This is a genomic window from Bacteroides acidifaciens, assembly GCF_024623065.1.
Lineage (GTDB): Bacteria > Bacteroidota > Bacteroidia > Bacteroidales > Bacteroidaceae > Bacteroides > Bacteroides acidifaciens.
Genome location: NZ_JANJZR010000018.1, coordinates 49,866 through 72,494 on the forward strand (window position 1 = coordinate 49,866; position 22,629 = coordinate 72,494).

General features: G+C 38.6%; 28 protein-coding genes. All 28 read right to left on the reverse strand.

The window, feature by feature from the left end; all coding sequences use genetic code 11:
- Nucleotide 1: 1 nt before the first annotated feature.
- The 28 genes from NSB03_RS07725 to NSB03_RS07855 all read right to left on the reverse strand — a co-directional run bounded on the left by NSB03_RS07725 (nucleotide 2) and on the right by NSB03_RS07855 (nucleotide 22,262).
- A complete protein-coding gene (locus NSB03_RS07725; RefSeq protein ID WP_024986984.1) occupies nucleotides 2-1,063 on the reverse strand; it encodes an HK97 family phage prohead protease in 1,062 nt (353 codons plus the stop codon).
- The gene (locus NSB03_RS07730; protein ID WP_024986983.1) at nucleotides 1,017-2,462 is read right to left on the reverse strand and encodes a phage portal protein; all 1,446 of its coding nucleotides are present in this window, start codon (nucleotides 2,460-2,462) and stop codon (nucleotides 1,017-1,019) included. Before NSB03_RS07730 ends, NSB03_RS07725 begins: the two co-directional genes overlap by 47 nt.
- 126 nt (nucleotides 2,463-2,588) lie before the next feature.
- Entirely contained in the window at nucleotides 2,589-4,604 is a 2,016-nt protein-coding gene (locus NSB03_RS07735; protein ID WP_024986982.1) for a PBSX family phage terminase large subunit, read from the reverse strand.
- A 61-nt stretch (nucleotides 4,605-4,665) separates the two neighbouring features.
- The gene (locus tag NSB03_RS07740; protein ID WP_024986981.1) at nucleotides 4,666-5,211 is read right to left on the reverse strand and encodes a terminase small subunit; all 546 of its coding nucleotides are present in this window, start codon (nucleotides 5,209-5,211) and stop codon (nucleotides 4,666-4,668) included.
- A gap of 1 nt (nucleotide 5,212) precedes the next feature.
- Entirely contained in the window at nucleotides 5,213-5,776 is a 564-nt protein-coding gene (locus tag NSB03_RS07745) for a phosphoribosyltransferase (protein ID WP_135036130.1), read from the reverse strand.
- Entirely contained in the window at nucleotides 5,745-6,536 is a 792-nt protein-coding gene (locus tag NSB03_RS07750) for an NAD-dependent epimerase/dehydratase family protein (RefSeq protein WP_135036127.1), read from the reverse strand. Before NSB03_RS07750 ends, NSB03_RS07745 begins: the two co-directional genes overlap by 32 nt.
- 70 nt (nucleotides 6,537-6,606) lie before the next feature.
- Nucleotides 6,607-7,524, reverse strand: a complete 918-nt coding sequence (locus tag NSB03_RS07755; RefSeq protein WP_024986980.1) for a radical SAM protein — start codon at nucleotides 7,522-7,524, stop codon at nucleotides 6,607-6,609.
- Nucleotides 7,525-7,535: 11 nt separating this feature from the next.
- The gene (locus NSB03_RS07760; RefSeq protein WP_004314111.1) at nucleotides 7,536-7,967 is read right to left on the reverse strand and encodes a hypothetical protein; all 432 of its coding nucleotides are present in this window, start codon (nucleotides 7,965-7,967) and stop codon (nucleotides 7,536-7,538) included.
- Nucleotides 7,968-8,255: 288 nt separating this feature from the next.
- Nucleotides 8,256-8,483, reverse strand: a complete 228-nt coding sequence (locus NSB03_RS07765; protein ID WP_004314110.1) for a hypothetical protein — start codon at nucleotides 8,481-8,483, stop codon at nucleotides 8,256-8,258.
- A gap of 21 nt (nucleotides 8,484-8,504) precedes the next feature.
- Nucleotides 8,505-8,921: a hypothetical protein gene (locus NSB03_RS07770; RefSeq protein ID WP_024986979.1), complete on the reverse strand. Its 417-nt coding sequence runs from the start codon at nucleotides 8,919-8,921 to the stop codon at nucleotides 8,505-8,507.
- 214 nt (nucleotides 8,922-9,135) lie between these two features.
- Nucleotides 9,136-9,459: an N-6 DNA methylase gene (locus NSB03_RS07775; protein WP_209306696.1), complete on the reverse strand. Its 324-nt coding sequence runs from the start codon at nucleotides 9,457-9,459 to the stop codon at nucleotides 9,136-9,138.
- A gap of 10 nt (nucleotides 9,460-9,469) precedes the next feature.
- Nucleotides 9,470-10,489 carry a tyrosine-type recombinase/integrase gene (locus NSB03_RS07780; RefSeq protein WP_032849494.1) on the reverse strand — a complete coding sequence of 340 codons (1,020 nt, stop codon included), beginning with the start codon at nucleotides 10,487-10,489 and terminating at the stop codon, nucleotides 9,470-9,472.
- Between the two features lie 21 nt (nucleotides 10,490-10,510).
- Nucleotides 10,511-11,017, reverse strand: a complete 507-nt coding sequence (locus tag NSB03_RS07785) for a hypothetical protein (protein WP_024986977.1) — start codon at nucleotides 11,015-11,017, stop codon at nucleotides 10,511-10,513.
- A gap of 23 nt (nucleotides 11,018-11,040) precedes the next feature.
- A complete protein-coding gene (locus NSB03_RS07790; protein WP_024986976.1) occupies nucleotides 11,041-11,286 on the reverse strand; it encodes a hypothetical protein in 246 nt (81 codons plus the stop codon).
- A gap of 88 nt (nucleotides 11,287-11,374) precedes the next feature.
- Nucleotides 11,375-11,617 carry a hypothetical protein gene (locus NSB03_RS07795; protein ID WP_024986975.1) on the reverse strand — a complete coding sequence of 81 codons (243 nt, stop codon included), beginning with the start codon at nucleotides 11,615-11,617 and terminating at the stop codon, nucleotides 11,375-11,377.
- 1 nt (nucleotide 11,618) lies between these two features.
- Nucleotides 11,619-12,167 (reverse strand): hypothetical protein, encoded by a 549-nt coding sequence (locus NSB03_RS07800; RefSeq protein ID WP_024986974.1) that lies wholly within the window; start codon nucleotides 12,165-12,167, stop codon nucleotides 11,619-11,621.
- A gap of 11 nt (nucleotides 12,168-12,178) precedes the next feature.
- The gene (locus tag NSB03_RS07805; protein WP_024986973.1) at nucleotides 12,179-12,886 is read right to left on the reverse strand and encodes a phosphoadenosine phosphosulfate reductase domain-containing protein; all 708 of its coding nucleotides are present in this window, start codon (nucleotides 12,884-12,886) and stop codon (nucleotides 12,179-12,181) included.
- Nucleotides 12,887-12,907: 21 nt separating this feature from the next.
- Nucleotides 12,908-13,234 carry a hypothetical protein gene (locus NSB03_RS20870; RefSeq protein ID WP_008775932.1) on the reverse strand — a complete coding sequence of 109 codons (327 nt, stop codon included), beginning with the start codon at nucleotides 13,232-13,234 and terminating at the stop codon, nucleotides 12,908-12,910.
- Complete coding sequence (locus NSB03_RS07810) at nucleotides 13,231-13,695, reverse strand: hypothetical protein (protein ID WP_004300224.1); 465 nt, start codon at nucleotides 13,693-13,695, stop codon at nucleotides 13,231-13,233. Before NSB03_RS07810 ends, NSB03_RS20870 begins: the two co-directional genes overlap by 4 nt.
- 6 nt (nucleotides 13,696-13,701) lie before the next feature.
- Nucleotides 13,702-14,355, reverse strand: a complete 654-nt coding sequence (locus tag NSB03_RS07815) for a DUF3560 domain-containing protein (RefSeq protein ID WP_024986972.1) — start codon at nucleotides 14,353-14,355, stop codon at nucleotides 13,702-13,704.
- Nucleotides 14,356-14,403: 48 nt separating this feature from the next.
- Nucleotides 14,404-14,979: a hypothetical protein gene (locus NSB03_RS07820; protein ID WP_004300222.1), complete on the reverse strand. Its 576-nt coding sequence runs from the start codon at nucleotides 14,977-14,979 to the stop codon at nucleotides 14,404-14,406.
- Between the two features lie 111 nt (nucleotides 14,980-15,090).
- Entirely contained in the window at nucleotides 15,091-15,843 is a 753-nt protein-coding gene (locus NSB03_RS07825; RefSeq protein WP_024986971.1) for a GREB1-related protein, read from the reverse strand.
- The gene (locus tag NSB03_RS07830) at nucleotides 15,812-16,468 is read right to left on the reverse strand and encodes a ParB N-terminal domain-containing protein (RefSeq protein WP_024986970.1); all 657 of its coding nucleotides are present in this window, start codon (nucleotides 16,466-16,468) and stop codon (nucleotides 15,812-15,814) included. Before NSB03_RS07830 ends, NSB03_RS07825 begins: the two co-directional genes overlap by 32 nt.
- Before the next feature lie 60 nt (nucleotides 16,469-16,528).
- Entirely contained in the window at nucleotides 16,529-16,822 is a 294-nt protein-coding gene (locus NSB03_RS07835) for a hypothetical protein (protein WP_004318818.1), read from the reverse strand.
- A gap of 98 nt (nucleotides 16,823-16,920) precedes the next feature.
- Nucleotides 16,921-19,434 carry a DNA methyltransferase gene (locus NSB03_RS07840; protein WP_135036121.1) on the reverse strand — a complete coding sequence of 838 codons (2,514 nt, stop codon included), beginning with the start codon at nucleotides 19,432-19,434 and terminating at the stop codon, nucleotides 16,921-16,923.
- A 28-nt stretch (nucleotides 19,435-19,462) separates the two neighbouring features.
- On the reverse strand, nucleotides 19,463-21,178 hold the full coding sequence (locus NSB03_RS07845; protein WP_024986969.1) for a ParB/RepB/Spo0J family partition protein: 1,716 nt from the start codon (nucleotides 21,176-21,178) through the stop codon (nucleotides 19,463-19,465).
- Nucleotides 21,179-21,279: 101 nt separating this feature from the next.
- Nucleotides 21,280-21,468: a hypothetical protein gene (locus NSB03_RS07850; protein WP_128824290.1), complete on the reverse strand. Its 189-nt coding sequence runs from the start codon at nucleotides 21,466-21,468 to the stop codon at nucleotides 21,280-21,282.
- Between the two features lie 5 nt (nucleotides 21,469-21,473).
- Entirely contained in the window at nucleotides 21,474-22,262 is a 789-nt protein-coding gene (locus NSB03_RS07855) for an AAA family ATPase (protein ID WP_257466313.1), read from the reverse strand.
- Nucleotides 22,263-22,629 lie beyond the last annotated feature (367 nt).

The window sequence follows — 22,629 nt, forward strand, 5'->3', positions numbered from 1 at the left end:
GTTATTTATTCTCGAAACAGCTATTCAAACTCTTAAAATCGAGTAAAGTGCCATTATCAGCGGCTTTAATCGTCACTTCATCGTTCCCATTTTCCCCGTCATTCTTTTCTTGAGTGTCAACAGACGGCTCATTTTTTCCGGTGGTATCTTCAGAAGTGTTTTGCAGAATAGCATTCGAACGATATACTTTTCCCCAACAGTGGGGACATCTTACATAATTCATAAGGTCTTGTAGACCCTTTTGAGAAAATTCTTTCTTTTCTGATTTGACAGAATCAATAAGAGAAATTACTTGGGTTCTAATCTCCGGAGTGAGCTTCTCCATTTCTTCCCTTACAATGTCCTGTGTTATCCATCTCTGATAATCAGCAGCATAATCTAATACCTGTTGGGCAAAGGTATGCTCCGTTTCTGCATCATAATCAAATTGATGACCACAATGAGGACATGAGACAACGGCACCACCGTTGAGGCTCTTCAGTAATAAACTTAATTCCATATCGTATCCTTTTAAACGTTCATCACTATATCCATGCTGCAAGAACGCTTTCCGAACGAAATCAACAGCTTCCTTTACCTGGTCGGCAGTAGCAGATTTGATATTCACAAGGAATGTTTGAGGATTACTTCCCCAACTTGTCAATGTTGAATATTCCATCATACGCCATTCAAGCACCTTACAAGGATCGATAGAATCCCTTTTGATGGCTTTTACTCCGATAGAATGTTCAAGTGTTCTGCCATTCTCTGCAAACAGCTTATAATCAGCCAACGTGTCACGTCCAATCTGTTTTTCAAGATTTAACTGACCGACCATAACCAAATTACCTTCTGTTTCCTTACCACTCAACGGAACACCTAACAACTGGTCTGTACGATGATTCAGGAACCAACGCATCCGACCAATATTTTCTTTCAATGTCTTATTGAATGAGCCGGGCATAGATATGTCATTTTGTGAGTCCTTCACACCGATACCGTTCACCGCAACGGTAACGATACCCTTCTCATCAACATCATTTGCCTTTGTCTTGTACTGAAGGCTTTTGATTTTCTCTTCCATCTTTTTCATCTCCACTTTTAGTGTTAAAAACTCGATTTACTTTATCCAGTTCCTCATCTGACATATCAAATTTCAATTTGTCAAACAAGGGATTTTCTATCATACTTTCGCCTATTTGGGCACGCCAGTCATTGAGTGTTATAAGCCCACATGAGAATTGTTCACGACAACGTTTATTTATATTTGTCTTTACGTCCTCGGATTCTTTCAATCCTTCCTGCAAACAATCAACATCAGAGAAATCACAATCCAAATAATATCCCCCTCCTTCAAGACCAAGGAAAGCTGTAAAATCCTTGCAGAATTGTTTGGCCATAGGAATAACAGTTGAACAATATACGCTCTTTTCAGCAGTAGCCTGATTGCTAAATGTGGACTGGTCTTTTCGCGGAACAAGAACGGCTGGGATGCCATATGCCCCTGCAATATTTATTGCATCAGCCAAGGTTTCTTCAAACGGTTGTAACTCTGTAATAGAAAGATTAGTACGAACAAAGTCAATATCTGCGTCTGAAATACCATAAGGAACCTGGCCCTTTCTTACACCATACTTCTCGAAGTTTTGCTTCAAAAGTTGTTCTTTTTCATCGTCATTTAACGCTATTGAACCGGTAGCATCCGTTTTCTTACTTACAATAAAACCTAATCCACCCCGCTTTACATAAATTACATTTCTAGCTTCATATACAGCAATTAGGTTTGATATTGGCTTATTTTGTGAATCCAAGCGACTTTTGGACTTCAAGAACATAGCTCCTGAATAGAACTCTGCACTTCCGTCTCTATCATGCCATATTTGGTATGGGGGAATTTCCAAACTACCATTCCAACCATACTCCAAACGATAGCTACGAATAATATCTTCTGTTTGGGCAATACCAAACAATGGCATATTCCCGTAAACAGGTTCTACAATAGTCTTATCAGAAGGTAGCACCCAATAATTATCGCAATATCTCCATTTTTCAGCTGTAGAAAAGACATCAGGCATAGCGGCACGAATAAAGCTATTCCCTGTACACAATTTATAAATATGGTGCTGATAAATCAATTCTTTCCAACGCATCAAACAATTAGGACGACTAAGTATGCCATTCATTCGTTTATTCGCCCATACTATACTGTCATCCTTAGTTTTCTTCAATTGAAAATTAGCACCTGCAATTCGCGATGCAATATAATCGATCGGGAAAAATACTTCAGGTATCGTACTGAATAGCGTTAGATAGTTACTGCCCGCTACAATAGGACTAGTAAGGTCCTCAATGTATGCAACTGACCATTTTTCAGCCTTGCCACTTTGAGTATCTATATCCTTATTTTCAGATGAAGTAACTATTTCAACTTCACCTTTAGTCTTAGATTTCTTTCCAAATAGATTATCAAAAAAAATATTCATTGGGTTCCTTTTTGAGCAAAACTAAGTAAAAAGAAAAACCGTTTTCCAAAACACTAAAATCTTGAAATTACGAAAACATAACTCCAACGATATAACACACTTATTTTCAATCACATATAACACAATTCAATTCAAACCTAATTTTACAACGAACTGTACTAGCCCACTCAAAACAGCACTGGCCTCTTTTGTTTCACTATCTTTATTATAGTCCATCAGGTTATTCATGAAGGCAACATATTCCGTATCAGATTCTACTTTTGATGCAGAAAAAAGAATACTATTTTTCACATAATCAGATGTTGCAGCAATACGCTTGTCTACATCCGGAAACTCTTTCATTACACGAATCTCCTTGTTTGTACTAGAACGGAGTCCCCGGATAAAAGGGAAATAAGCATCCGTACATTCAATTACACATGAATCAGATTCATGGGACAAAATAGAAGAACGTATATCTTCTGTTGAAGTAGTTTCCATAAATACGACATCAACAACATGCCATTTATTTCCACATCTAAACGCTTGTATAAGGACAAATTTCCCATTAACATTCGGCATCACATATAGAATCTTCTTAGTGTATTTACATTCGGTATCTGGATTGAAGAAATTAATAGTGCCATTACAAGCATACAAGTTTCTTTTTCGCCGGTTACTAAACTCTATATACTGCTCACTACACAAATCCACAACAACATAGCGAAACGTATCGGATAAATGACCATGTTCCTCATATGTCTGCAAGGTAGTTTTATTCTTGACCTTAGTTTTAAGAATGGCACCGTTAGCATCTTTCTGTACGCTCATGTAGTCCTCAATAGATACCGAACATGATTCGTCAATGTATATCTCTATACCGGGAACTGTACAATCAAAGATAGCATTGATAAACTCACCGGTCATCGCTACACTCGGATTCTTGTTGCCTACCTTATCCTCAATCTCAAACCCTTCTTTCTGTAATGTGTCTATGAATAAGTCCATCCAGGAACGCTTCTCATCGTCAATGCTGTTTGCCGCTTTCGTTGATGCATCACCATGTACATATAACCTATCAGAATATTGGATAGATTTCAGATACTTTGCAACAAGTTTGGAAGCTTTCTTTACAGTATTGTTGGGGCTTTCAGCGCACGTTTCATGGAATTGCCAAACCTTGGTACCAGTTGAGAAATCGACCTGCCAATATGATACGCTGATATACGGAAGCACGTTGTTATCGACAGAGATATGAATAGGTAAGTCTGGAACATACTTATGTTCACCGGAATGTTTGCCACGATTGAAAGAACCGAAGAACTCGCTACCGGTACGAATGACACCCCACTCTCCCAATGCGTACACATTGTAATAGTCCGGGTCGTGAACTCTATCATACTCAAAATCGGCAACACATTGCTCATCATAGAATCCATACGTACCGTCAGGACTACCGACAACCCAAAAATTATTCAAATAGGTAGATTGGATAATAACTGTATTAGGTGCCTGTTCCTCGATTTGCTTAGTACGAAGATTAAGTATTTGCCTGGGTGCATTCTTCTTTACGGATTTGACCTTGGTAAGTTCTTTCGGCAACTCTTTGCCGGCAATGGTAACAGACATTGGCACATCATGCCATTTGTCTTTATCAATGAACTCTTTCTTTATCCAGTGGCTTTCACTGATCGGATTAAAGGTACAAATAATCTGCTGCCCTTTCTTACCACGCAAACGCTTACGTAGCTGCTTGAAATCCGGATGCTCGAACTCTGACCATTCTTCTAACTGAACACGCTTGTAGTTAGAGATACCTTTTATCTTCTCCGGATCGTCAAGACCGGAGAAATCTATCTTCGCACCATTAACCAAACATTTAATAGTATTCTGTTGGAACTTGAACAAATGGGATATGCCAAGACCGGCCGCAGCGACTTTATAATCTTCATAAATGGTTTTGAGAATAGAAGCTCCTACCTTACGCATAACAAGAGTGTTCTCACCGTCCTGTAATGTCTGTATCAGTATGGTTTGTGCCACACTATACGACTTACCGGAAGATGAACCTCCATAGAGAATGATAAAACGGATAGTCTCATCATTCAAGTACTTCAATAGATAGAATCCGTTAGGATTTAGCTTCTTATAATTTATAACCATATTGTTCTAAAAGTAAGGTTTCTCTGTAGGGTGAATACCGGATTTTGCAGTTCAAATTGTTCTATTCTTCCGAATCTCCATTTTCATCAAAGCCGATACGAAGTTCACCGACTTTATTTCCGTCTCCACCTTTGATATTGACATTCTTATCGGCTTCCCATCCATTCCAGGCACCAAGCAAACGAGCGGCTTCTGTTTTACCGTTGAACTCATAGACAACTTCCCCTCTCTTATTCTGAATCTTCTTCAATGCATTACGGGTACGCTTTGGAAGTTGGGACGGACTTCTCATCTTTGTTTTCCCGGTAACAGGGTCTACATAATGTAAATCATCGGGATCAGCGAGTACAATATCCATTAATACCTTTTCGACCGTTTTCCTCTCTACTTCAGTCTCTTTCGCCCTCTGTTGCTTAATCTCACTTATCCTTGCACTAACCTTGCTATTGGCTAACAATCTGCTAGCAGCACTCCAAATCGTTTCAGGTTTCATCTTTGACGCATCATAAGACATCCTATATGCTTCACTAGCATTACCTTCTGTATCAACGTAGTATTTACAGAATTTCTCTTGCTTGAATGTTAATGGTTTCTCTTGCTTTCCCATATCAATTGTTATTTATTCCTACGAGAAAAAGAAGCTGCTCTCTATCCTTTAAAAGCTCATAGGTGGCAAGCAGTGTGCTGCCAGTTGTTAATATGTCATCATACACTATTATTTTCTTTTCCTTTATCGGACGAAGAAGAAAGAATTCCGGATTCAATCTATCTTTAGTTAGGCACTGGATTGCATTCTCATAGAATGGTATTTTCACCGCCCCCGCAATTTTCGTACAGATAGAGGTTGAAAAATGAAAGCCCTCGTTGTGCCTCCGTCGCGGTGTGGTGACTATACACCATCCTTCATATCCCCCTACTATGAAGCGGTGGAGAAACTCACACGCTCTCTCTGCAAAGAATGATGCTAGTTCCTCCGACTGTTTAATTTCTGAAAAGCTGGTACCAGTCTTGGAACGAGTGAACTGGGAGATGTAATAGATATCACCCTTTTTATGAAGTGATACCTTTTCTTTCAGATCACATAACCGTTCCTGATGAGACCAGCTCTTACATTTCACCGCTTCCGGCTTATCCCAGTCATCAATACGACATATCTTTCCCTTTCCTTTCATCAAAAATCTTCTTTACTCCGTCCTCGACAGATGTGTAAGACAAAGGTACTAAATAGATACCCCGATTCACCGATTGCTCCAAATTGTCAAAATCCCGTTTTTCATTAATCAGCTCAATTTCAAGCGATTTGTAGTACTTCACTAAAGTAGCAAAATACATAGTAGTCACTGGTTGCACATTGCAGATGTTGATTAGCTGACGGTTACAACCTATTGCATAGATAAGGCCTTCGACAATATCATCTATGTAAGTGAAGCACCGGATATTCTGACCGCAGTTGTATAAAGACACGTTTTCCTTTTCCATCAGGAACCAGAGAAGAGTTCTTTTTCGCGGATTAGGTCCATATACATTATGCAGCCGGCATCCGGTCGCAGCCTTACAATAGATAGATGCATACTGTTCATCGAAATACTTGCTTATTCCATACATGGAAGTGGTATTCTCCGGATTCGCCGTTGACGAACTGGCGTATACTAACTTCACATGATACTGGTTACATGCATCAGCTACTCGCATGAAAGTATCAATGTTATCCTTCCTGATTTGTTCCAGGTTTCCATTAAACACACTAGTTTGCGCCGCTAAATGAAACACACAATCAATACCCCCATTTTTCAAGAGCTCACATACTTTTGTGGCTTCAATACCAGACTTTCGATCAAGTCCTATGACTTCGACATCCCTTTTAGCTAATTCTCGGCAAAGGGCTTTACCAATAAATCCCTCACTGCCGGTTACAATCATTTTTCTCATCATCACAAAAACTAAAGGTGCATCTTGTTTAAAGACACACCTAGGTTCAACATAAAATCCTAAAGATTAAATCTTATTTTTGAAAATACTCCCTACACTTAAAACCCTTTCTAGGAGTAAAGTCTTTAAATTCACAGCTTCTAAACACCCACTTCTTATCAGCCCATCCGGCTAAATCCTTTTGCCATTGAGGAATAATTTGACGTGGATTATTCAAATCCCTATAAGGCTGGCAATGCGGTAAGAACCGACCGCCTTTGTTCTTCCAATGATTGACACGCTCAAACGATTCTTTGAAGTCACTGAGCAGGATACAATAAAAGAAGTATTCGCCTTTGTACCCGTACTTGTCAATCAAAGCCGTGGCACGATCACATTCTGCAATCTGTCCAGGTGTATCGCAACCAAACCTTATATGCTTCATCCACTTTACCTTTGCAAGCAACTTGGCAATATCATCCGTTACCAGCCGGGCATCTAATCCCTGATTAAAGTCAACCCGCACGCCCATGGAGATTATTTTTTCAATCTGCTGCAAACCGTAGTCGGATGCAAGAATGTTGTTATCCATGAGAATCACATTTTTTCGCCCAGCAGATACTTCCGCAATATCCATGTAAGGAGTGATGTTTCCTTCTTTGACAGGTACAACACACCATTTACAACGATTAGGACAGCCCCTTGTCAAAAAGCCATAAGCCAAATTCTTATCAACATTGTACAGATCGTAATCAGGAATCATTCTATCAATTTCCGGTAGAAGAACCTTTTTTATGTCATACCCTGTACCGCCTTTCTCGACTTGATCGGCATTGATGTAGTAGCCGTAATCCGGTGTAAACGAAAAGACCTTTGCTGAATAAACCTTATCATAAGAACAAAGGGGATTATACCATTCTACATTATCACCTCTTGCCTTGTGCCATGCACTTATCTTCATCAAAGCTAGATTAGGATAATTACTGTCAACTGCTAATATTCCGATGTTCATTACTAAAACAGTTATACTCCAATTATCTCATCATTGATACGAAATATGCTATCACTCACAAAATCGTATATCTTATACATAAGTTCCGGTTCTTCCTTTTTCGGAGAATAAACCATCACCTTTTTACCTGCACCTTTCATCCAACCCGCTTCTGTGTTAGCAGACCGACCACAAGGGAGAACCATAACGCAGACATCAGCCCACTGCATACCGTTGAAATCCGAATCAAAACCTTTCTGCGCAATTGGGTGATTAAGCGCTTCTCTATATTGCTCTGTTGTCCAGTTCTGCCAATCAGGGTCTATATCAGACCATTGGAAACCACCATTACCATGTGGGGGATTCTTAAAATCGTAAACCTCATGTCCTAAATCACGGAGAATATCTACAACGTCCTGTTGAAATACATTTCTCCAACTACTTGCTACATAAATTTTTGCCATATTATTTTAAATTGTTACTTTTGGATGTCGTTTGCACGGTGCAAGCGACTTAATTTTATTTTTATGAAAAACATAATTTTAAAAGGACTCCTATAGCTTTACTACCGTGGGGCTATATGGATGTCCAAAATCAATTAGACGGTAGGATGGGAAGCATTTTTCAATCTCGTAAGTGACAGTTATTAGTTAATTGAATACGTGACAGAGTGTGTACCCATCTAAAATAAACAGGAGGCGGCTTTGCAACCCGCCTTTTGCTTTTATTCATTACAGACTGTATTTTGAGTGTTATTTAGAATATTGTTGACTCTTTGTGCAAGTTCCGGTTCCAAACGCACCAATCGGACAATCATCACAATAAAAGGTTACACTTCTATAATCTGCGCCACTTCCACATGGATGTTCACTAAGCTCCATAACTTTATCATTAAGAAGCTGTACTTCTTCTTTGAGCTTATTTACCTCACTAATAGGGGTCAAAGCTCTATATTCTTGTTCTGTTAATATGTATTGCATAATTTATTCCTTTCTGTTATTTTATTCCTCCAATAGTTTTAGCAGTGATTTTTTATACTCGTCTATTTCCTTAATAGCATCTTCTTGACCTGATTTTGCATCATTTATCATTAAATCTGCTACTCCCTCCATTATTTCATCCTTATGCCTATTCAGATATTTGATAAAGTATTCCTGCATCAAATCAGTATCCATATTTGCTATATCCGAATATGTGTCTCCACTTCCATAACTGCCAGAAAAAGAAGAATAACAAAGATTACTTATATTCATACTCTGAATACTCTCCCTTCTGCCAAATCCATCTGTATGCTTATCTATTCCACTATTGCTATGGCTTGGAAACTCTTCTCTGATTTTAGGGAGAGTTTCTTTAATAAACTTTTTCAGTTTTCTGCCAGTAGTGATTAACTTACTTAATTCTTTTGCTGTCATCATCAGTCTCCTTTCTTTTTAATCCGTTCTAGTACATCTCTGTTGGCTTCCAATATTTCATCGAAAGATAGAATAGGCATCCAACATATAACCTTAATATCATCCTTTTCGACACTGTTTTGAAGGTTATTTCCACCTTGTAACTGTTGAAAAGTCACAAGGTGAATTGAATTTATTAGTTAATATATACGCTGCCTTATAATCGTTTCTTAATGTATCACCATGAAATACTATTCCGGTGATTGTACCAATTTGAAATGAGCATTCCGCCTGTTCCGGCTGTTGGCTCATAGGTTACGCCCGTATCACAACCTAATAATTTAGAAACCAAAGTTGAAATACATTTAGGAGTGAAATCCTGCTTGTTGTTCTTTCGGTCAGCATGTTCATCTTCAAAGTATTCATGGAACCAATCATAACTAACATCACATTTGAAGTAGTCCAAAAAGTCTTTGAATACCTTGATTCGTTCTTTTTCCTCTCCAAACAAAAGATTCATTATCCGTTCCGGTGCTTGATAACTATCTGTTATGTTCAACATTACATTTATGTCAGATAATATATTTTTCATGGGCTAATTTAACTTCGTCATTGGTTGATTGTGCATAAATAGTAGTTGTCTCAATGCTTTCATGACCTAACATCTTCTGTACCTGTTCTATTGGCATTCCTCGTTTTAGGGCTGTAGTTGCCGCTGTTCTCCTAAGTCTATGAGGATGTACATTGGATATACCCGCCTTTTTTCCTAGATTCCTTAGCATGATTTCAACTGCTCCCTTGGATATCCGGGATAGTTTATTCATATCTTTTATCTGCTGGCACATTCCCTCATAATCAGATAAAAATAGGGCTTCTAAATCATCTGTTCTTGAATCAACATATTCCTGAAGAGCTATTTTACAACGAGCAGACAAGTAAACAGTTCGGTACTTACGCCCTTTTCCAAGTACATCAATCTGCCCATTTTGCCAATCTACATCACCGAGATTCACATTTACCATTTCGGATACGCGACAGCCGGTGGAAAACAAGAATTCGATTATAGCCTTATTCCTTTTTGTCCTAGCCAAAGACCTTAATCTCTCCATATCATCCTCACTTAATGGCTTCTTCAATTTCTTCACTTGTCGCACTCCCTTGATTCTAAGCATTGGATTCCTATCAAGTACACCTTCTTCTGTGCACCAAGTAAAGAAGCTGCTCAAAGTTCTTCGAATGTTGTTAAGAGTATTATCACTACATTTATTAATCTTCTTATAGGCTAAATAGACACGGACATCATCGGTAACGATTTCCTTGATATGTTTTCCTACATGTAAGATAAACGCTCTTAAAATGACACGATAATAGTCTAATGAACTTTGGCATAATCCTTCCACGGCTTTGGCTATGAAGAATTTACTGATAATTTGAGAATCGGAATTATCATATACTACAACGGACGTTTCCTTTGCCATTATATCATAATTCCTTAGGCAGAAAGATACCGAATCAATTACTGTCGAAATTTCTTCATTGGGTATCTTACCGTACAAAGTATCACGTATTTTAGTTAAAACATATTCTTTCATAATGATTCCTTTTTGTATTGCTTAAATATATTTATCCAATTCCTTTTCTAGCAATTCTCCATCTATTTCAGGAAACAGTCTCAGAACTAAGTCCAAAGATTTACAATAATTGTTACTGTATTCTTCAGTATCCATTAATCGAAGTACCATAGAACAAAAGATACTTTTTGTGTCTCTTAATTCGCCTTTCATCAGCAACTTTGATAGTTCGATAATTTGACTAGCAGGATTATGAAATTTTCCGTTTATATATTGAAAAATTATTCTTCCTTCAAATTGGCATATTTCACAATCTAGTTCACAATCAATGTACTCTATTTTACTATCTATGAATTCACAATAAACACATTCACTATTAGAAGCAAATAAAATTGCAAAATCATAGATATCATCACTATTACCTACAATTATTGAAGTAGATTCAAGAGTTTCCGAAACACCATTATTACACCTTGCATCTTCAATAAGTTCCCTCACATATTCTTGAACTCTTGTGATGTTCTGCTCTATTAAATCTTTTTTACTCATAATTTCAATTCAATTAAGTTAGATTATTTTTTTGCAATATTCTCCCAAAAAGCAACGCCTTCAGGAGTACCATTAAAAGGGAATGAAATAGCTAGAAACCGATGAAAACAGCAATCAACATCTAACAAATTGTTCATCCGCTCTTCATTTGTCATTGAGAAGTCAGGACACTCAATATTAAATGTCTCATTTGCCCTTTCTGTATTATATTTCCATTGATTGAAAATACCTAGTCTTTCTAATTTTTCTATTTTTTCATTCCTCTTCATGTTGATTGACTTTTAATGCTTTACGTCTATAAAGGTAATCGTTATTGACAAGTTTAGCAAACAGAAACTTCGCCTTTTTAACGCCATTTTATTCAGTCTTTTTCTTCAACAATTCAAGTACTTTTCTTTCCCCTTCTTTTAGTCCATCGACGTAGCCTTTTGCATGTTCACCGGCATTATATACTATAAAAGAGAGGATCAACAAAAACAGTCCGAGCGAACGATGCCAGTATAGAAGTTGGACTGTGAACGGCTTGATTGTTATAGACAAATGCCCTACATATAACAGGAACACAAACAAAATCACACATGAAATAATTGTTGTTTTCATATTACGTAAATAAACTAAGTTGGGTTGTAAATTCGGGTTTATAAATTCTAAACTTACGGCTAAAGAAAGTCTCAAAGGCTGTTACAATTTCAGAGATGGTATTATCAGTAATACCTAACAACTTGTCATCGGCAACTATAAGGGACAAAGCCTTGTCAAGAGTCATCCTCTTCTCAATAAACAGGGAATATACCAAATATCTATGAGTGTATTCTCCTGCCTTGAGTGACGCTACTTCTTCAGGTGTAGCCTTTCTCTTGTATAGCACTTTGTACCAATGCGTTTCAGCAGTACGAGCACGCTTTTGTCTCGGTAACAAGTCATAAAAAACAGCTATTTCATTCTTCTTAATAGACTTGTGTTTTTTACGAACTCCATACATTACGTAGGGAATATCCCAATCTGGATGGGTTCTTCGATATTCAAGCTCTTTCTCCCGGTCAATAAGGTCTTGCTCAAAGTCTTGTTTCATTAACCATTCCTCGAACCAGGCAGTAAGTGCTTCTTCTCGATTATAATAATCTTTTCCATTTACACATATGGGAATCATAATAACTCTTTCTATTGCATTTCACGTTTAAATCTTTCCTCTAAATCAAAAATGGTTTCTCCACTATTACGCCGATAGGGCCTATCGGTATTTAACTGAAGTTCTTTCAGCTTTTTCCAATACCATGGAAGGTACAAATACATATTCTTCAACTCCTTCAAGTTCTTATTTCCACAACACCAGCAACTCACACGATCAAGTAGCTCATATAGCCTTACTCCATCCTCATGCCAAACAAAGCCTTTTGTGTAACAATACTGGAGTGCATCTGCTTCAGTAATGCCCCAATCACGAAGTGGTAAAACCCGATTTGGTCGTTTTTCCTTTTCAAAGCGATGGGTCTCATCGGCAGCAATACCGACATAATCAATTCCGTCTTTTGTGTGAGCTTTCAACGCACGAAGTTTTTCACTCGTTCCCCACCGGCATGTTCCCCCACACCAACTATATCCTTTTTTATGGATAATATTGGTCCCTCTTTTCTTAACCGGCCTTTCAAACATTGTCCAAAGAAAAGGTTGCTCCGGATGCAGTTTTGTATATTTAATGCCAAGTTTTTTAAGAATTGGAAGAACAGCATCACGAGTGTTATAGATTGCCTGAAATTCCATACCTGTATCATAGAAAACGACTTCATCCAACTGATATCCTTTATCTATTAGCATGAAAAGCATTGCCAAGGAATCCTTTCCAAAGCTGACTGAAGCATAATATTTCATACAAAAAATTTAATAGACAAGTCACTTTTTCTTCTTTGCCCTCTGATTATTAATCTGTGACATACACATACGGCACCAGGAAGTCAACAAATGGTATTCCTTACCTTTTCTCACCACTATACGATTGTAGAACCGGTTCAAGTAGAAGTAATTTCCGCAATGGGTACATCTTTTCATTTCACGTCCTGAATCATCTATAATCCGATTACGCGGCTTACGACGAATTAGAGTACAACTTTTACACTTCTCATCAGTTTCGCGGTGCCGCCGGCAATGTGATAAGGATTTTGCTCCACATTTAGCAAACACCTTGCAATCTCTACGAGGTATTGATTGACACACATTCATGGCTTCCTCGCATTCAAGAATTTATTTACTACACGAGAAAGTACATCCTCATTCTCCGGCATCAGCCATTCTTTTGCAACGTTCCAAGCAATACTCATAGCAGGATTGAAGTTATCCTTCCTGACAGTGTGATGAGACAAACGTCCTTCAGTGGGCTTCAAACCCTTATCATGTAAGATACACAGTCCATTCTCGAAAAAAGCACAATACTCCTTACCAGCAACGGGCTGAATCATCGGAATAGCAATATTAATAACCCCTAAGAATATACCAGCAGCCCAGTTCGTCAGCGCTAACCTGTCGGCATAACCTGCATCAATAATTCGTTCAATATCATCAGGAGTACCTAAACATGGCGTATGACATTGTTGTTTACAAACACTGCATGAGCATTGTACAGGTACACGACCTGAAGCCCTCATTACCCTTTGTAATGAGGTTTCTTTTGATAATTCTCTCATAGTAAATTATTTGAAAACATCGCCCCACAGCTTTACTGCAAGTTCGTATTTCTTTTGCAACTCATTCACTTCTTTTTTTGCATAAGTGAGAGTGTAAGAGTGGCTACGTAGATATTTGCCGGACTGCAATCCTTCATGATATTCTTTTGCTTGTTCCAACTTATGTTCGTAGAAATCTATACTTTCCGGCATGGACAAGTTTATCGTATTAGCCCTATTTTCCCAATACTTCGCAACTCTTTCATGTTCGGCAGCCTTATCGCTAAACTCAACGCTTTTCCCCATGTTATTCCAGGCATCATCTATCATTTTGCGATGTCCTCGTTCGCTATGGTGTCCAACTTTGATAGGCTCACCCAAAGAAAGGAAATCGCGATGTTTCTTTGATTTCTGAAAATACTCATTACTTTTTTGTACTGCCGATGACGCCCATTCATGCCTGCGTTCCGCTCTTTGCTTAGCCCATTCTTGAACATTAAAGCCGTCAGCTCTAACGATGGAATAATAGTAAAACCCATCTTTTTCGAAGATTAGGTTAAATACTATACTTTCGTTCTCCTTACCATACTTGGTGGTAACTTCAATAGTTTCACCTTTTTCGTGCTTCTCATCACACTTTGCCAAAAATACATTTGGCGCAAATTTGTAATACGTGTTCATTTTTTTAATTAAATTGGTTTGACTTATATGAAAAATGAGAAACCACAGCTACTTAGCCGTGGTTTCATCATTAAATAACTTTGGTTGACTGGGTTGAACCAAATCATCGAATAAACCAGGAACACGAGGTTGTAACGCCTTGTATTCTTCCTGAAAGAATTCTTCTTTGGTTCTCCCATGTTTTTTACCCTTTCGTGTATGTACATCGAAAGTGTAATCTGGAATAGGAATAGGGTAACGCCTGACATCATTTATCCACTTTTCTATATCAATATCCTTTCTATCATAGATGAAGTTTTGCAAATGATCCGCATCACGATTCTTTCTACATTCACAAAGGAGAATAACAGCTTTACTGACAAATATCCTCCCTTTGGGTTCAGTAGCAGTCTTGTTTACCAGCTCATGCCCCTGCCACAATGCTTCTATCTCTTTAGTGATGATTCCATAGCAATCTTCAGCACTAATGGTAAACAGACGCTTCCACACATAGTCGCGGTACCCACTCGCCCAAAGTTCCAATGCAAAAAAGCCGGCTACCCCGGTGTCGGCTCGCCTAATGGCTTTCTGCATTGCAGAACTCACCTCAAAGAAATCATATCCGCAAACTGTTCTTATAATCATAATTCTAATTTAATGGTTTGACTTTTAGTTTATTACATCAGTAAAGTTAGCTAAAAAAGGCGAATATGACAAACAGAATGGACGCCATTTAAACGCCTTTTTTACAGACTATTAGAATTTGAATTTGCATGATATATTATATTGAACGAGCTGCTTTGTTTTGTCTTTCCCATTAGTGGTTGCACTCTTTAGCAAAATACTATCACCAAAATTCTTTTTGATAAAGAGGATAGATTTACGTTCCTCTTCCTGATTCCTTATAGAAGCAAGCCCGCCAGCATTTACAAAAGTGTTCTTTTGCTCAAAATTATACCGCAAATCAGTTAAAACCTTACGTTCTTTGTACTTCATATAACAAGAAATCCAAAAATCTTCCTTCAAACGTATTTCCTCATTCCACCAAGTGTTTTTGTTATAGATTACTCCATAACTGCAACCGGTTATCATTTTCGAAAGAGAAAGAAAAGCGGATTCATCATACATAACCGGCGATATTCGAGCGGTGAAGCCAAACAGATGAACATCCATCATACTGGCCATTTCATATAATGACTGAATGATGTTAGTTATCTTATCTTTATCCTTTATCCGGCTAGGTTCTCCTTTTTCCACATAAATAGGTTTGCAGGCATGGACATCATCATCAAGCATGAAAAGTTCTCCAAAATGCTTTGCCATCCAGTTACGTTTCGGGATGAGGCCCATAACGTCGTCAGGATGAGTAACAATTTCACATTCCGGGTTAAATTGTTGATATAAGTCAGCTTGACTTTCAGCAACGCAAATGATAGGATCGTTCACCAACTTTTTAGCGAACACCCGGTCATGGCGCTTATGACTTGGTATTACTATTTTGCAAGGCATGGCGAACGTCTTTTATGTCGATTACATTACTCTTACTTACTTTCCCGGTCTTGTACGACTTCATGTGCTGCATATCCAGCCTTTCACGAAGCCAATTACTATCTACCTCATTACTTGAGGTGATGATAAACAACTCATGTTTTTCGTCATACTTTGGAATGAGAGGATAAATGGCTGTATCATCCGTGATGGCATCGAAGCGCTCTTTAAATTCATCCTCTTTCTTCTCCGGGGCAAATTCGATACCCCAGTCTTGGAGTTCCGCCTTATTCCACTCGTTTTCCATAACGTCCAAATCATTCTCACCAAAATTGACATTATCTTTAGTGGCATATTCCCTCAACTTCTTAACGGGGGTATCAGATGCCAGGATTTTACAGGGTAGTTCTTTATAACCTAACTCCTTGCAAGCTCGCAAACGTAAATTGCCACAAACAACAATATATCTGCCATCATTGTAGGGAAAAACTATAAGTTCTCGAAGTTCAAGCATCTCTGGCGAATCCTGAATGCTTTTCTTCATCGCTTCAAAGCGGTAATCACGAAAAAAACGTGGATTTTTCGGCAATCCCATGAGCTGCCCCTTATTAAAGTCAAGTAGGCAGACTTGAATAATCTCTGTCATAACTAACTATATTAAAATCAACAACACAAAATCAACAACACAAACAGTCAGTAACAACACCTAATCATTTTTTCTATCATCGAACTCTATCTTATCTTTGATAAGCTGTTCAATGTCCTCACAACCAAATCTTTTTAAATAGGCAACAAGGTAAATTATCATCTCGGCTGCCAATTCTTCATCTTCCGAATATTTAGGAAGATTATCACTCCTATATTTAGAAGCAATATCGAATTTTCTCCAAACGGCTTCAATTCTTATGCTAAACGCTTTTCTTGAGCTATGCTCATTCATCTTAAAGCGCTTCCTCATGATATTCAAGCATCTCTGGGCAAACCTATTCAATGTTATCATATCGATCGGGTTAAATTGTTAGACTAAGAATAATCTCACACTATTTAATAAAGGCGGTGGTCTGTTTTTATACAAATACATATCCATTCTTATTTAGATTAAATAGCTTCCATCAAATCAAATAGCGTCGGTGCATTCACTTCAATTTCAGCTTCATGCAAGTATGAAAGGCTGTCTTTCCAATAGTCATAATTCAACTCGGTAGAGAGCCCTTTACGCCCCAATCTAATAGCACAGTAAGGAACAGTACCGATACCGCCAAATGGGTCGAATACCAAGTCTCCTTTATTTGAATACCGTTCAATCAACCTCTCAACAATATCAAGCTGAAGAGGACAAATATGATTTTGACGTTTTTTCTGTGACTGCTTGGTATTGAGTGTACGCATCCGGGTAACGTCATCCCAAATCCAAGGTTTCTTACTTACAGGATCTACGGCCATAAATGTTTTTGGTAGTTTACCGTAAACTTCTAATTCTTCAGCGAAAGCAACATGTTCTTCATAATTGTATATATGTTCACGCTCATAGTTTCTAAACAAATGGCGTATCTTGTCAATACCGGCAACTTTCATATCTTCATAGCTTAACAAAGTATTACCTGAAGATTTCCAACTTGCATGAGCATCTATTTGCCAGCGGGCTAACGAATATTCATTCTTATTCTTGGTTACTGGCAAATCTGCATAGGCACGTGAAGTATCAGAAGGCAGTTTACGGAAAAGAAGCACATATTCAGGGCAACCAATACCCATCTTAGAACCATCTTTGCACATCTCTGTATAGCCAAGGCGGTAGGTCTGGTTATTCTCCCTTACCACATCGGTATCTACTGTGATACGCCCCATGTAGCGGAATCCGTGTTTCATGTAGTGAAATACCGTCATTTCGGAGAACGGGTCGATGGTGGGCATACCGTCACCTGTGGCATTACCGAACAATACACGGTCTTTCACATGGATGCAAGCCAGCCGCCCAGGCTTCAATATCCGCATCAGTTCTGGTGTGAGGTAGTCCATCTGCTCGAAGAACTTGTCGTTGCTTTCATTATGCCCGAAATCGTTATAGGTCGGCGTATATTCGTAATGATTGGAAAAAGGGATGCTGGTTACAACCAAATCCACCGAGTTGCTTTCCATTTTCTGACACTCCAAAACATTGTCGTTATTGATGGCTTTCCACAGTTTACCGGATTTTTCTTCACGGCTGGCAAACATCCAGCGCATCATCTTCTCCTCTGCCTGCAAACCGAACAGACCGTTCTCACGGACGATATCAGTCATTTTAGAAACCATTTCACGATGCTGCGCCCATTTCTGCATAAAGCTTTTGAATATCTCTCCTTCACTTTCTGCATAGACCAAGTAAAGGTCTACAGGATGTTTTTGCATGAAACGGTAGATACGGGCTATCGCCTGAAACTTGTCATTGAACCGGTAGTCGATGAACATGATAGCCTTATGACAATGGTACTGGAAGTTCAAACCCTCACCAAGCATTTCAGGCTTTGCGGCCAGGTATTTCAATCTCCCGTTTTTGAAGTCCGCTATCACCTTGTCGGCTTCCTCATCATCCTGCGAGCCATAAACAGCTTTGCAACCGGGGATAGCCTTGCAAAGGGCTTCCCGCTCACTCTCAAGGTCATGCCACAAAAGGAAATGCTCGTCCTTGTTTTCAGGACGATTAATAATCTCTACGACACGGGCAATCTTCTCTGCCATATTGTCCCGACGTTCTTTCGCTGCATCAGCAAGTCCGAGAGCAGCCTCACGAAACATCTTCACTTGTCCGTCACGGTCTGTACCGGCAGTGGAATTGTCAACGCTAACCACTTCTTCATGTACCCGCAGTTCCGGCAATTCATAGCCGGTATCAGGATAACCGAGGTCGGAAGGCTTGGTTAGGAACAATGCCCAAGTTGATACCCACAGCCAAAATTCTTTTTCTTTGTGTGGATAAAGCGTTAGATTATTAGCTTTGGTACTATCACGTTGAAAAAAACGTGTAAGGGCTTGACCTGTATCCATCACTCCAAGATATCCGGCATAATGTATCAGCTCCTTGTATCTGTTAGGTGACGGCGTGGCAGTGGCAACAAAGCGGAAAGGCACATCGGCGAACAGCGGTAGGAACTCTTGGTATGTCTTGGTGCCGAACCCTCTCAATACGCTTGCTTCATCCAATGAGGTAACGGTAAAATAGGAAGGTTCTATTCTTACGCCGTCTTCTCCGTCACGGACACGCTCATAGTTGGTAATCATTATATCACACTTGCAGGCTCTGACTTCGCTCATGGTCTTGACATACTTAACTGTCATGTTCATGTGCTCCTTAGCTTGGGTGATAAACTCTACTACTACACGTTTAGGACAAACGATAAGAGCTTTACCAAAATACTGGTTGATTATAACTCTGCATATCTCCAATTGGGTAACTGTTTTTTGCATACCGAAACTGGAGAATATGGCACGGCAACCACCGGATACCGCCCAACGAACGGTATCTCTTACATGAGGGTAAAGAGAAGTTGATATTTCATCAGGATTAACTTCAAATCCAGTATTGTGGCTAATAGCCATCTTGTCTTTTAGAAATTCTATATAGTCTTTCATTTTCATTTCAAATAAAGAGAGGAAACCGTTAGGCTTCCTCTGTGTTATCGTTATTTAGCTCTTTCAGTCTTTCTTTGAGCTTCTTTTCTTTCTTATCATATGAATCCGCAAGTTTCTTAGAGAGCGCTTTGAAATCATCCGGATATTGTTCTGCAAAAAGGATTTTCTGACACTTCTGCAAATAGGAGTAGAAATTCACATTATTCGATGATAAGCATTCAGCAATAAAGGCTCTATACCATTGATGCCGGTCGGCTTGGTTGTTCTTGACATAATTTACAAAATCACTCTCACCATTCCATTTTTTCAAATTCAGTTTTTCAAGATAAGTACTGCTACAACCGCTAAGAACCAGCACATCAAAAACTAGTTGTTCATTTTCAGAGAATTCTTTTGTTCTCCGATAGTACGGTTTCTCTTGCGCCCACTTGCGCATTTCTTCAGCAGACTTCTCCTTGACTATATCCTTCGCTCTTTTTAATTGGGCGTTTATTTTTTCCCTTTCTATCTCTTTTAGATCGGCAACAGCGGCAGTACTAGAAACCAGTTCTTTCTTTGTGTAATAGAATTTTATATTAAATTCTGGATTATAATTACCAAAGAATGAGATACAGCGATAAATTTCACCTTCATCAAGCATTTTTAGTGTCCGTTCATCATCAGCACTATAATAACATAAACTCCTAAACACCTCATCTGGATTAACTACTTCAAATCCAAGTTGCTTTACGGCTTCTAAAGCACTTTCATATTGTGCTTTTCTTTCATCACTCCAATAATATTCTGCTTTTGCTACAATAACAGTTTTTCCGAATGAAAAAGGTTCACCTACTTTAACAAGATTCTCACTCTCAAGCAGAATCTTTCGGATTACATATGCAATCCGCTTTCTATAAAAACAGGCAGCATTGATACAGCGAGCATTCTTATTATTCATCTCATAGAACAAACAACCATGATTACAGGTATTAGATTCACATTGAGAGCACTGCTTAAATTCGCCATTTTCCCAATTGTCAGCGTCTTCTTTAATCCAATCCGCTTTATCCAGTTCTAAAAAGGAATTACTAACATAGTCACGTATCATAGATGTCGTGCATTGTTCATCTTCTTCCTCATTGAACTCCTTTTGAGTTTCTTCGTCAAGTTTTGAAAGAATCATAGCACCGGATAATGGTATGTCTCCATTTCTTACACGTTCTTTCAGTTCCGGGATAAGACCGTTTAGCTTTATACGGTCAAAGACAAAACGAGTAGACTTTCCAAATTTAAGAGCAATATCTTCCAAAGTCCGTCCTTTCTCAGTCAACTGCGCAAAGGCAAAAGCTTCTTCGATGGGATCAACATCTTTTCTTTGAAGATTCTCGGTAATCATCGCTTCAAAAGCCTCATCATCTGTCATTTCTCTGACAATGCAGGATATTGTCTGAAATTTTTCCGACTTTTTTCGATGGGCTTTGATTTTTGCAACATTCGCTTCATCTTCCTTTGCTTTCAAAAGTGACACAGCCCGAAAACGACGCTCACCGCAAACAATTTCATACGAACAGGGAATTGTCGTAACACCGCCAGTCTCTAAGTCAGTAAAATCTTCGGATTTGGCTACCCTGACGGTGATAGGCTGCAATAAGCCTTGCTTTTCAATGTTGCTTGCGAGCTCTTCAAGAGCTGCTTCATCAAAAGTCTTTCTCGGATTCAAAGGAGAAGGACTAATAAGGTCAATTCTAATGTTTTGTACTTCCATAATTTAATTATATTGGTTTGACTTTTAATTCATTACATCAGTAAAGTTATCGTAAAATGACAAGTTATGCAAACAGAAACTTCGCCATTTTAACGCCATTTTCATGTGGGCTTATTACGTATTTGAATAAATCCTCTTCTTTCAGTTTTCCGAAGAAGTTCCATATCTTCTTCTCGTATTTCAGCAGGCGTTTCACCGTTCACACTTCGATACGTTCCAATACCGAAACGCTCTCTGATACGAGCAATTTTATCCGAATCTTTAGTAACCCAGTAAATTGTAACTTTCATAGTAGCTATATTCTACGACTCTCGCCACACAGGGGGAGAACATTAAACGTTTTAAAACGATCCACTAATCTTGGTCCGAAACGTTTCTTAAATTCGGCTATGCCAAGATTCGATGTTATATGATACTTCTTGCCATATTGCTGAAAAATCTCATACCGGGCATAAAGAAATTCATCAATAACTGAATCGAGACTGGTACCATACGATTTTTGATTTTCCGTTTCCAGACCGATATCATTCAAGCAGATATTAAAGGGATTTGGTTTAAATCCTTTGGATTGATTCTCATTGTAAGTGTACAAGTCAATATGCCCGTGAATTTTATAATAATTCATCATTTGAGTAACAGACAAGTTTTCAAAAGCATTGGGGTTACAAGTGAGTTTCAAATAATCTGCAAAAATCTGCATCAACATTGTTTTTCCGGTACCAGGTTCACCAACAAGCAAAAGATTCTTATGAACCTTGTAATTCTCTTCCGGAAACACATTTTGAGCATACCGACATCCGTTGAAGTAGTACAGAAGAAACTGAATTAGTTTAGAGTTGTTATCATCAACATCAAATTTTCTAAACTCCCGTTCCGTATAATCCGTACCAAGGTTAGAAATTAAATTCCAATGACTGTAATACTCTTGCGTATCAGTTAAATCATATTCAGAAACGTTCTGAATACTTTCTTTGTGCCTTTTTATCAGATTCTCTATCTGTTGGATCGTCAGTTTGCGCTTGCCGGCTTCCTTCTCCATCAAATTTTGAAGTTTGCTTGATAAATTCTTTTCCTCTTCCGTCATGGTCTAATTCATTTTTTCGATTTTCACGAATACGATCCAGTATCCAAAGGTTTGCTTTGGAATCCCACCGCTCTATTTTCACTCCATTGGCATTCTTCCACCCTATCGAGTCAAAGTGATTGAAGAATATTTCTGCTTGCTCTTGCCAGTCATCTAACCGTTCCGGAGCATTTTGCTTGATGAAGTGTTGAATAACCTCATCAAGCGTAGGAGATATAAATTCTTTTGCGACTCTTTTAGGTTTCTCCGGTTTAGAGGGTGGGAAAAGCTCGCCAGAGCTACTTTCTTTCTGGGGCTGACTAAAAAGCCCCCCTCATCTTTTTCCTCAATTTAAATAATAGTCCACACAATAAAAAGTCTCCCTTTC

Coding starts and splice junctions, on each gene's coding strand:
- NSB03_RS07855 (WP_257466313.1), bottom strand. CDS start 22,262: ATGACGGAAGAGGAAAAGAATTTATCAAGCAAACTTCAAAATTTGATG.
- NSB03_RS07850 (WP_128824290.1), bottom strand. CDS start 21,468: ATGAAAGTTACAATTTACTGGGTTACTAAAGATTCGGATAAAATTGCT.
- NSB03_RS07840 (WP_135036121.1), bottom strand. CDS start 19,434: ATGAAAGACTATATAGAATTTCTAAAAGACAAGATGGCTATTAGCCAC.
- NSB03_RS07845 (WP_024986969.1), bottom strand. CDS start 21,178: ATGGAAGTACAAAACATTAGAATTGACCTTATTAGTCCTTCTCCTTTG.
- NSB03_RS07775 (WP_209306696.1), bottom strand. CDS start 9,459: ATGTTGAACATAACAGATAGTTATCAAGCACCGGAACGGATAATGAAT.
- NSB03_RS07750 (WP_135036127.1), bottom strand. CDS start 6,536: ATGATGAGAAAAATGATTGTAACCGGCAGTGAGGGATTTATTGGTAAA.
- NSB03_RS07760 (WP_004314111.1), bottom strand. CDS start 7,967: ATGGCAAAAATTTATGTAGCAAGTAGTTGGAGAAATGTATTTCAACAG.
- NSB03_RS07815 (WP_024986972.1), bottom strand. CDS start 14,355: ATGAACACGTATTACAAATTTGCGCCAAATGTATTTTTGGCAAAGTGT.
- NSB03_RS07800 (WP_024986974.1), bottom strand. CDS start 12,167: ATGATTCCCATATGTGTAAATGGAAAAGATTATTATAATCGAGAAGAA.
- NSB03_RS07820 (WP_004300222.1), bottom strand. CDS start 14,979: ATGATTATAAGAACAGTTTGCGGATATGATTTCTTTGAGGTGAGTTCT.
- NSB03_RS07830 (WP_024986970.1), bottom strand. CDS start 16,468: ATGACAGAGATTATTCAAGTCTGCCTACTTGACTTTAATAAGGGGCAG.
- NSB03_RS07730 (WP_024986983.1), bottom strand. CDS start 2,462: ATGAATATTTTTTTTGATAATCTATTTGGAAAGAAATCTAAGACTAAA.
- NSB03_RS07745 (WP_135036130.1), bottom strand. CDS start 5,776: ATGAAAGGAAAGGGAAAGATATGTCGTATTGATGACTGGGATAAGCCG.
- NSB03_RS07835 (WP_004318818.1), bottom strand. CDS start 16,822: ATGATAACATTGAATAGGTTTGCCCAGAGATGCTTGAATATCATGAGG.
- NSB03_RS07765 (WP_004314110.1), bottom strand. CDS start 8,483: ATGCAATACATATTAACAGAACAAGAATATAGAGCTTTGACCCCTATT.
- NSB03_RS07735 (WP_024986982.1), bottom strand. CDS start 4,604: ATGGTTATAAATTATAAGAAGCTAAATCCTAACGGATTCTATCTATTG.
- NSB03_RS07780 (WP_032849494.1), bottom strand. CDS start 10,489: ATGAAAGAATATGTTTTAACTAAAATACGTGATACTTTGTACGGTAAG.
- NSB03_RS07740 (WP_024986981.1), bottom strand. CDS start 5,211: ATGGGAAAGCAAGAGAAACCATTAACATTCAAGCAAGAGAAATTCTGT.
- NSB03_RS07755 (WP_024986980.1), bottom strand. CDS start 7,524: ATGAACATCGGAATATTAGCAGTTGACAGTAATTATCCTAATCTAGCT.
- NSB03_RS07805 (WP_024986973.1), bottom strand. CDS start 12,886: ATGAAATATTATGCTTCAGTCAGCTTTGGAAAGGATTCCTTGGCAATG.
- NSB03_RS07785 (WP_024986977.1), bottom strand. CDS start 11,017: ATGAGTAAAAAAGATTTAATAGAGCAGAACATCACAAGAGTTCAAGAA.
- NSB03_RS07725 (WP_024986984.1), bottom strand. CDS start 1,063: ATGGAAGAGAAAATCAAAAGCCTTCAGTACAAGACAAAGGCAAATGAT.
- NSB03_RS07770 (WP_024986979.1), bottom strand. CDS start 8,921: ATGATGACAGCAAAAGAATTAAGTAAGTTAATCACTACTGGCAGAAAA.
- NSB03_RS07810 (WP_004300224.1), bottom strand. CDS start 13,695: ATGAGAGAATTATCAAAAGAAACCTCATTACAAAGGGTAATGAGGGCT.
- NSB03_RS07795 (WP_024986975.1), bottom strand. CDS start 11,617: ATGAAAACAACAATTATTTCATGTGTGATTTTGTTTGTGTTCCTGTTA.
- NSB03_RS20870 (WP_008775932.1), bottom strand. CDS start 13,234: ATGAATGTGTGTCAATCAATACCTCGTAGAGATTGCAAGGTGTTTGCT.
- NSB03_RS07790 (WP_024986976.1), bottom strand. CDS start 11,286: ATGAAGAGGAATGAAAAAATAGAAAAATTAGAAAGACTAGGTATTTTC.
- NSB03_RS07825 (WP_024986971.1), bottom strand. CDS start 15,843: ATGCCTTGCAAAATAGTAATACCAAGTCATAAGCGCCATGACCGGGTG.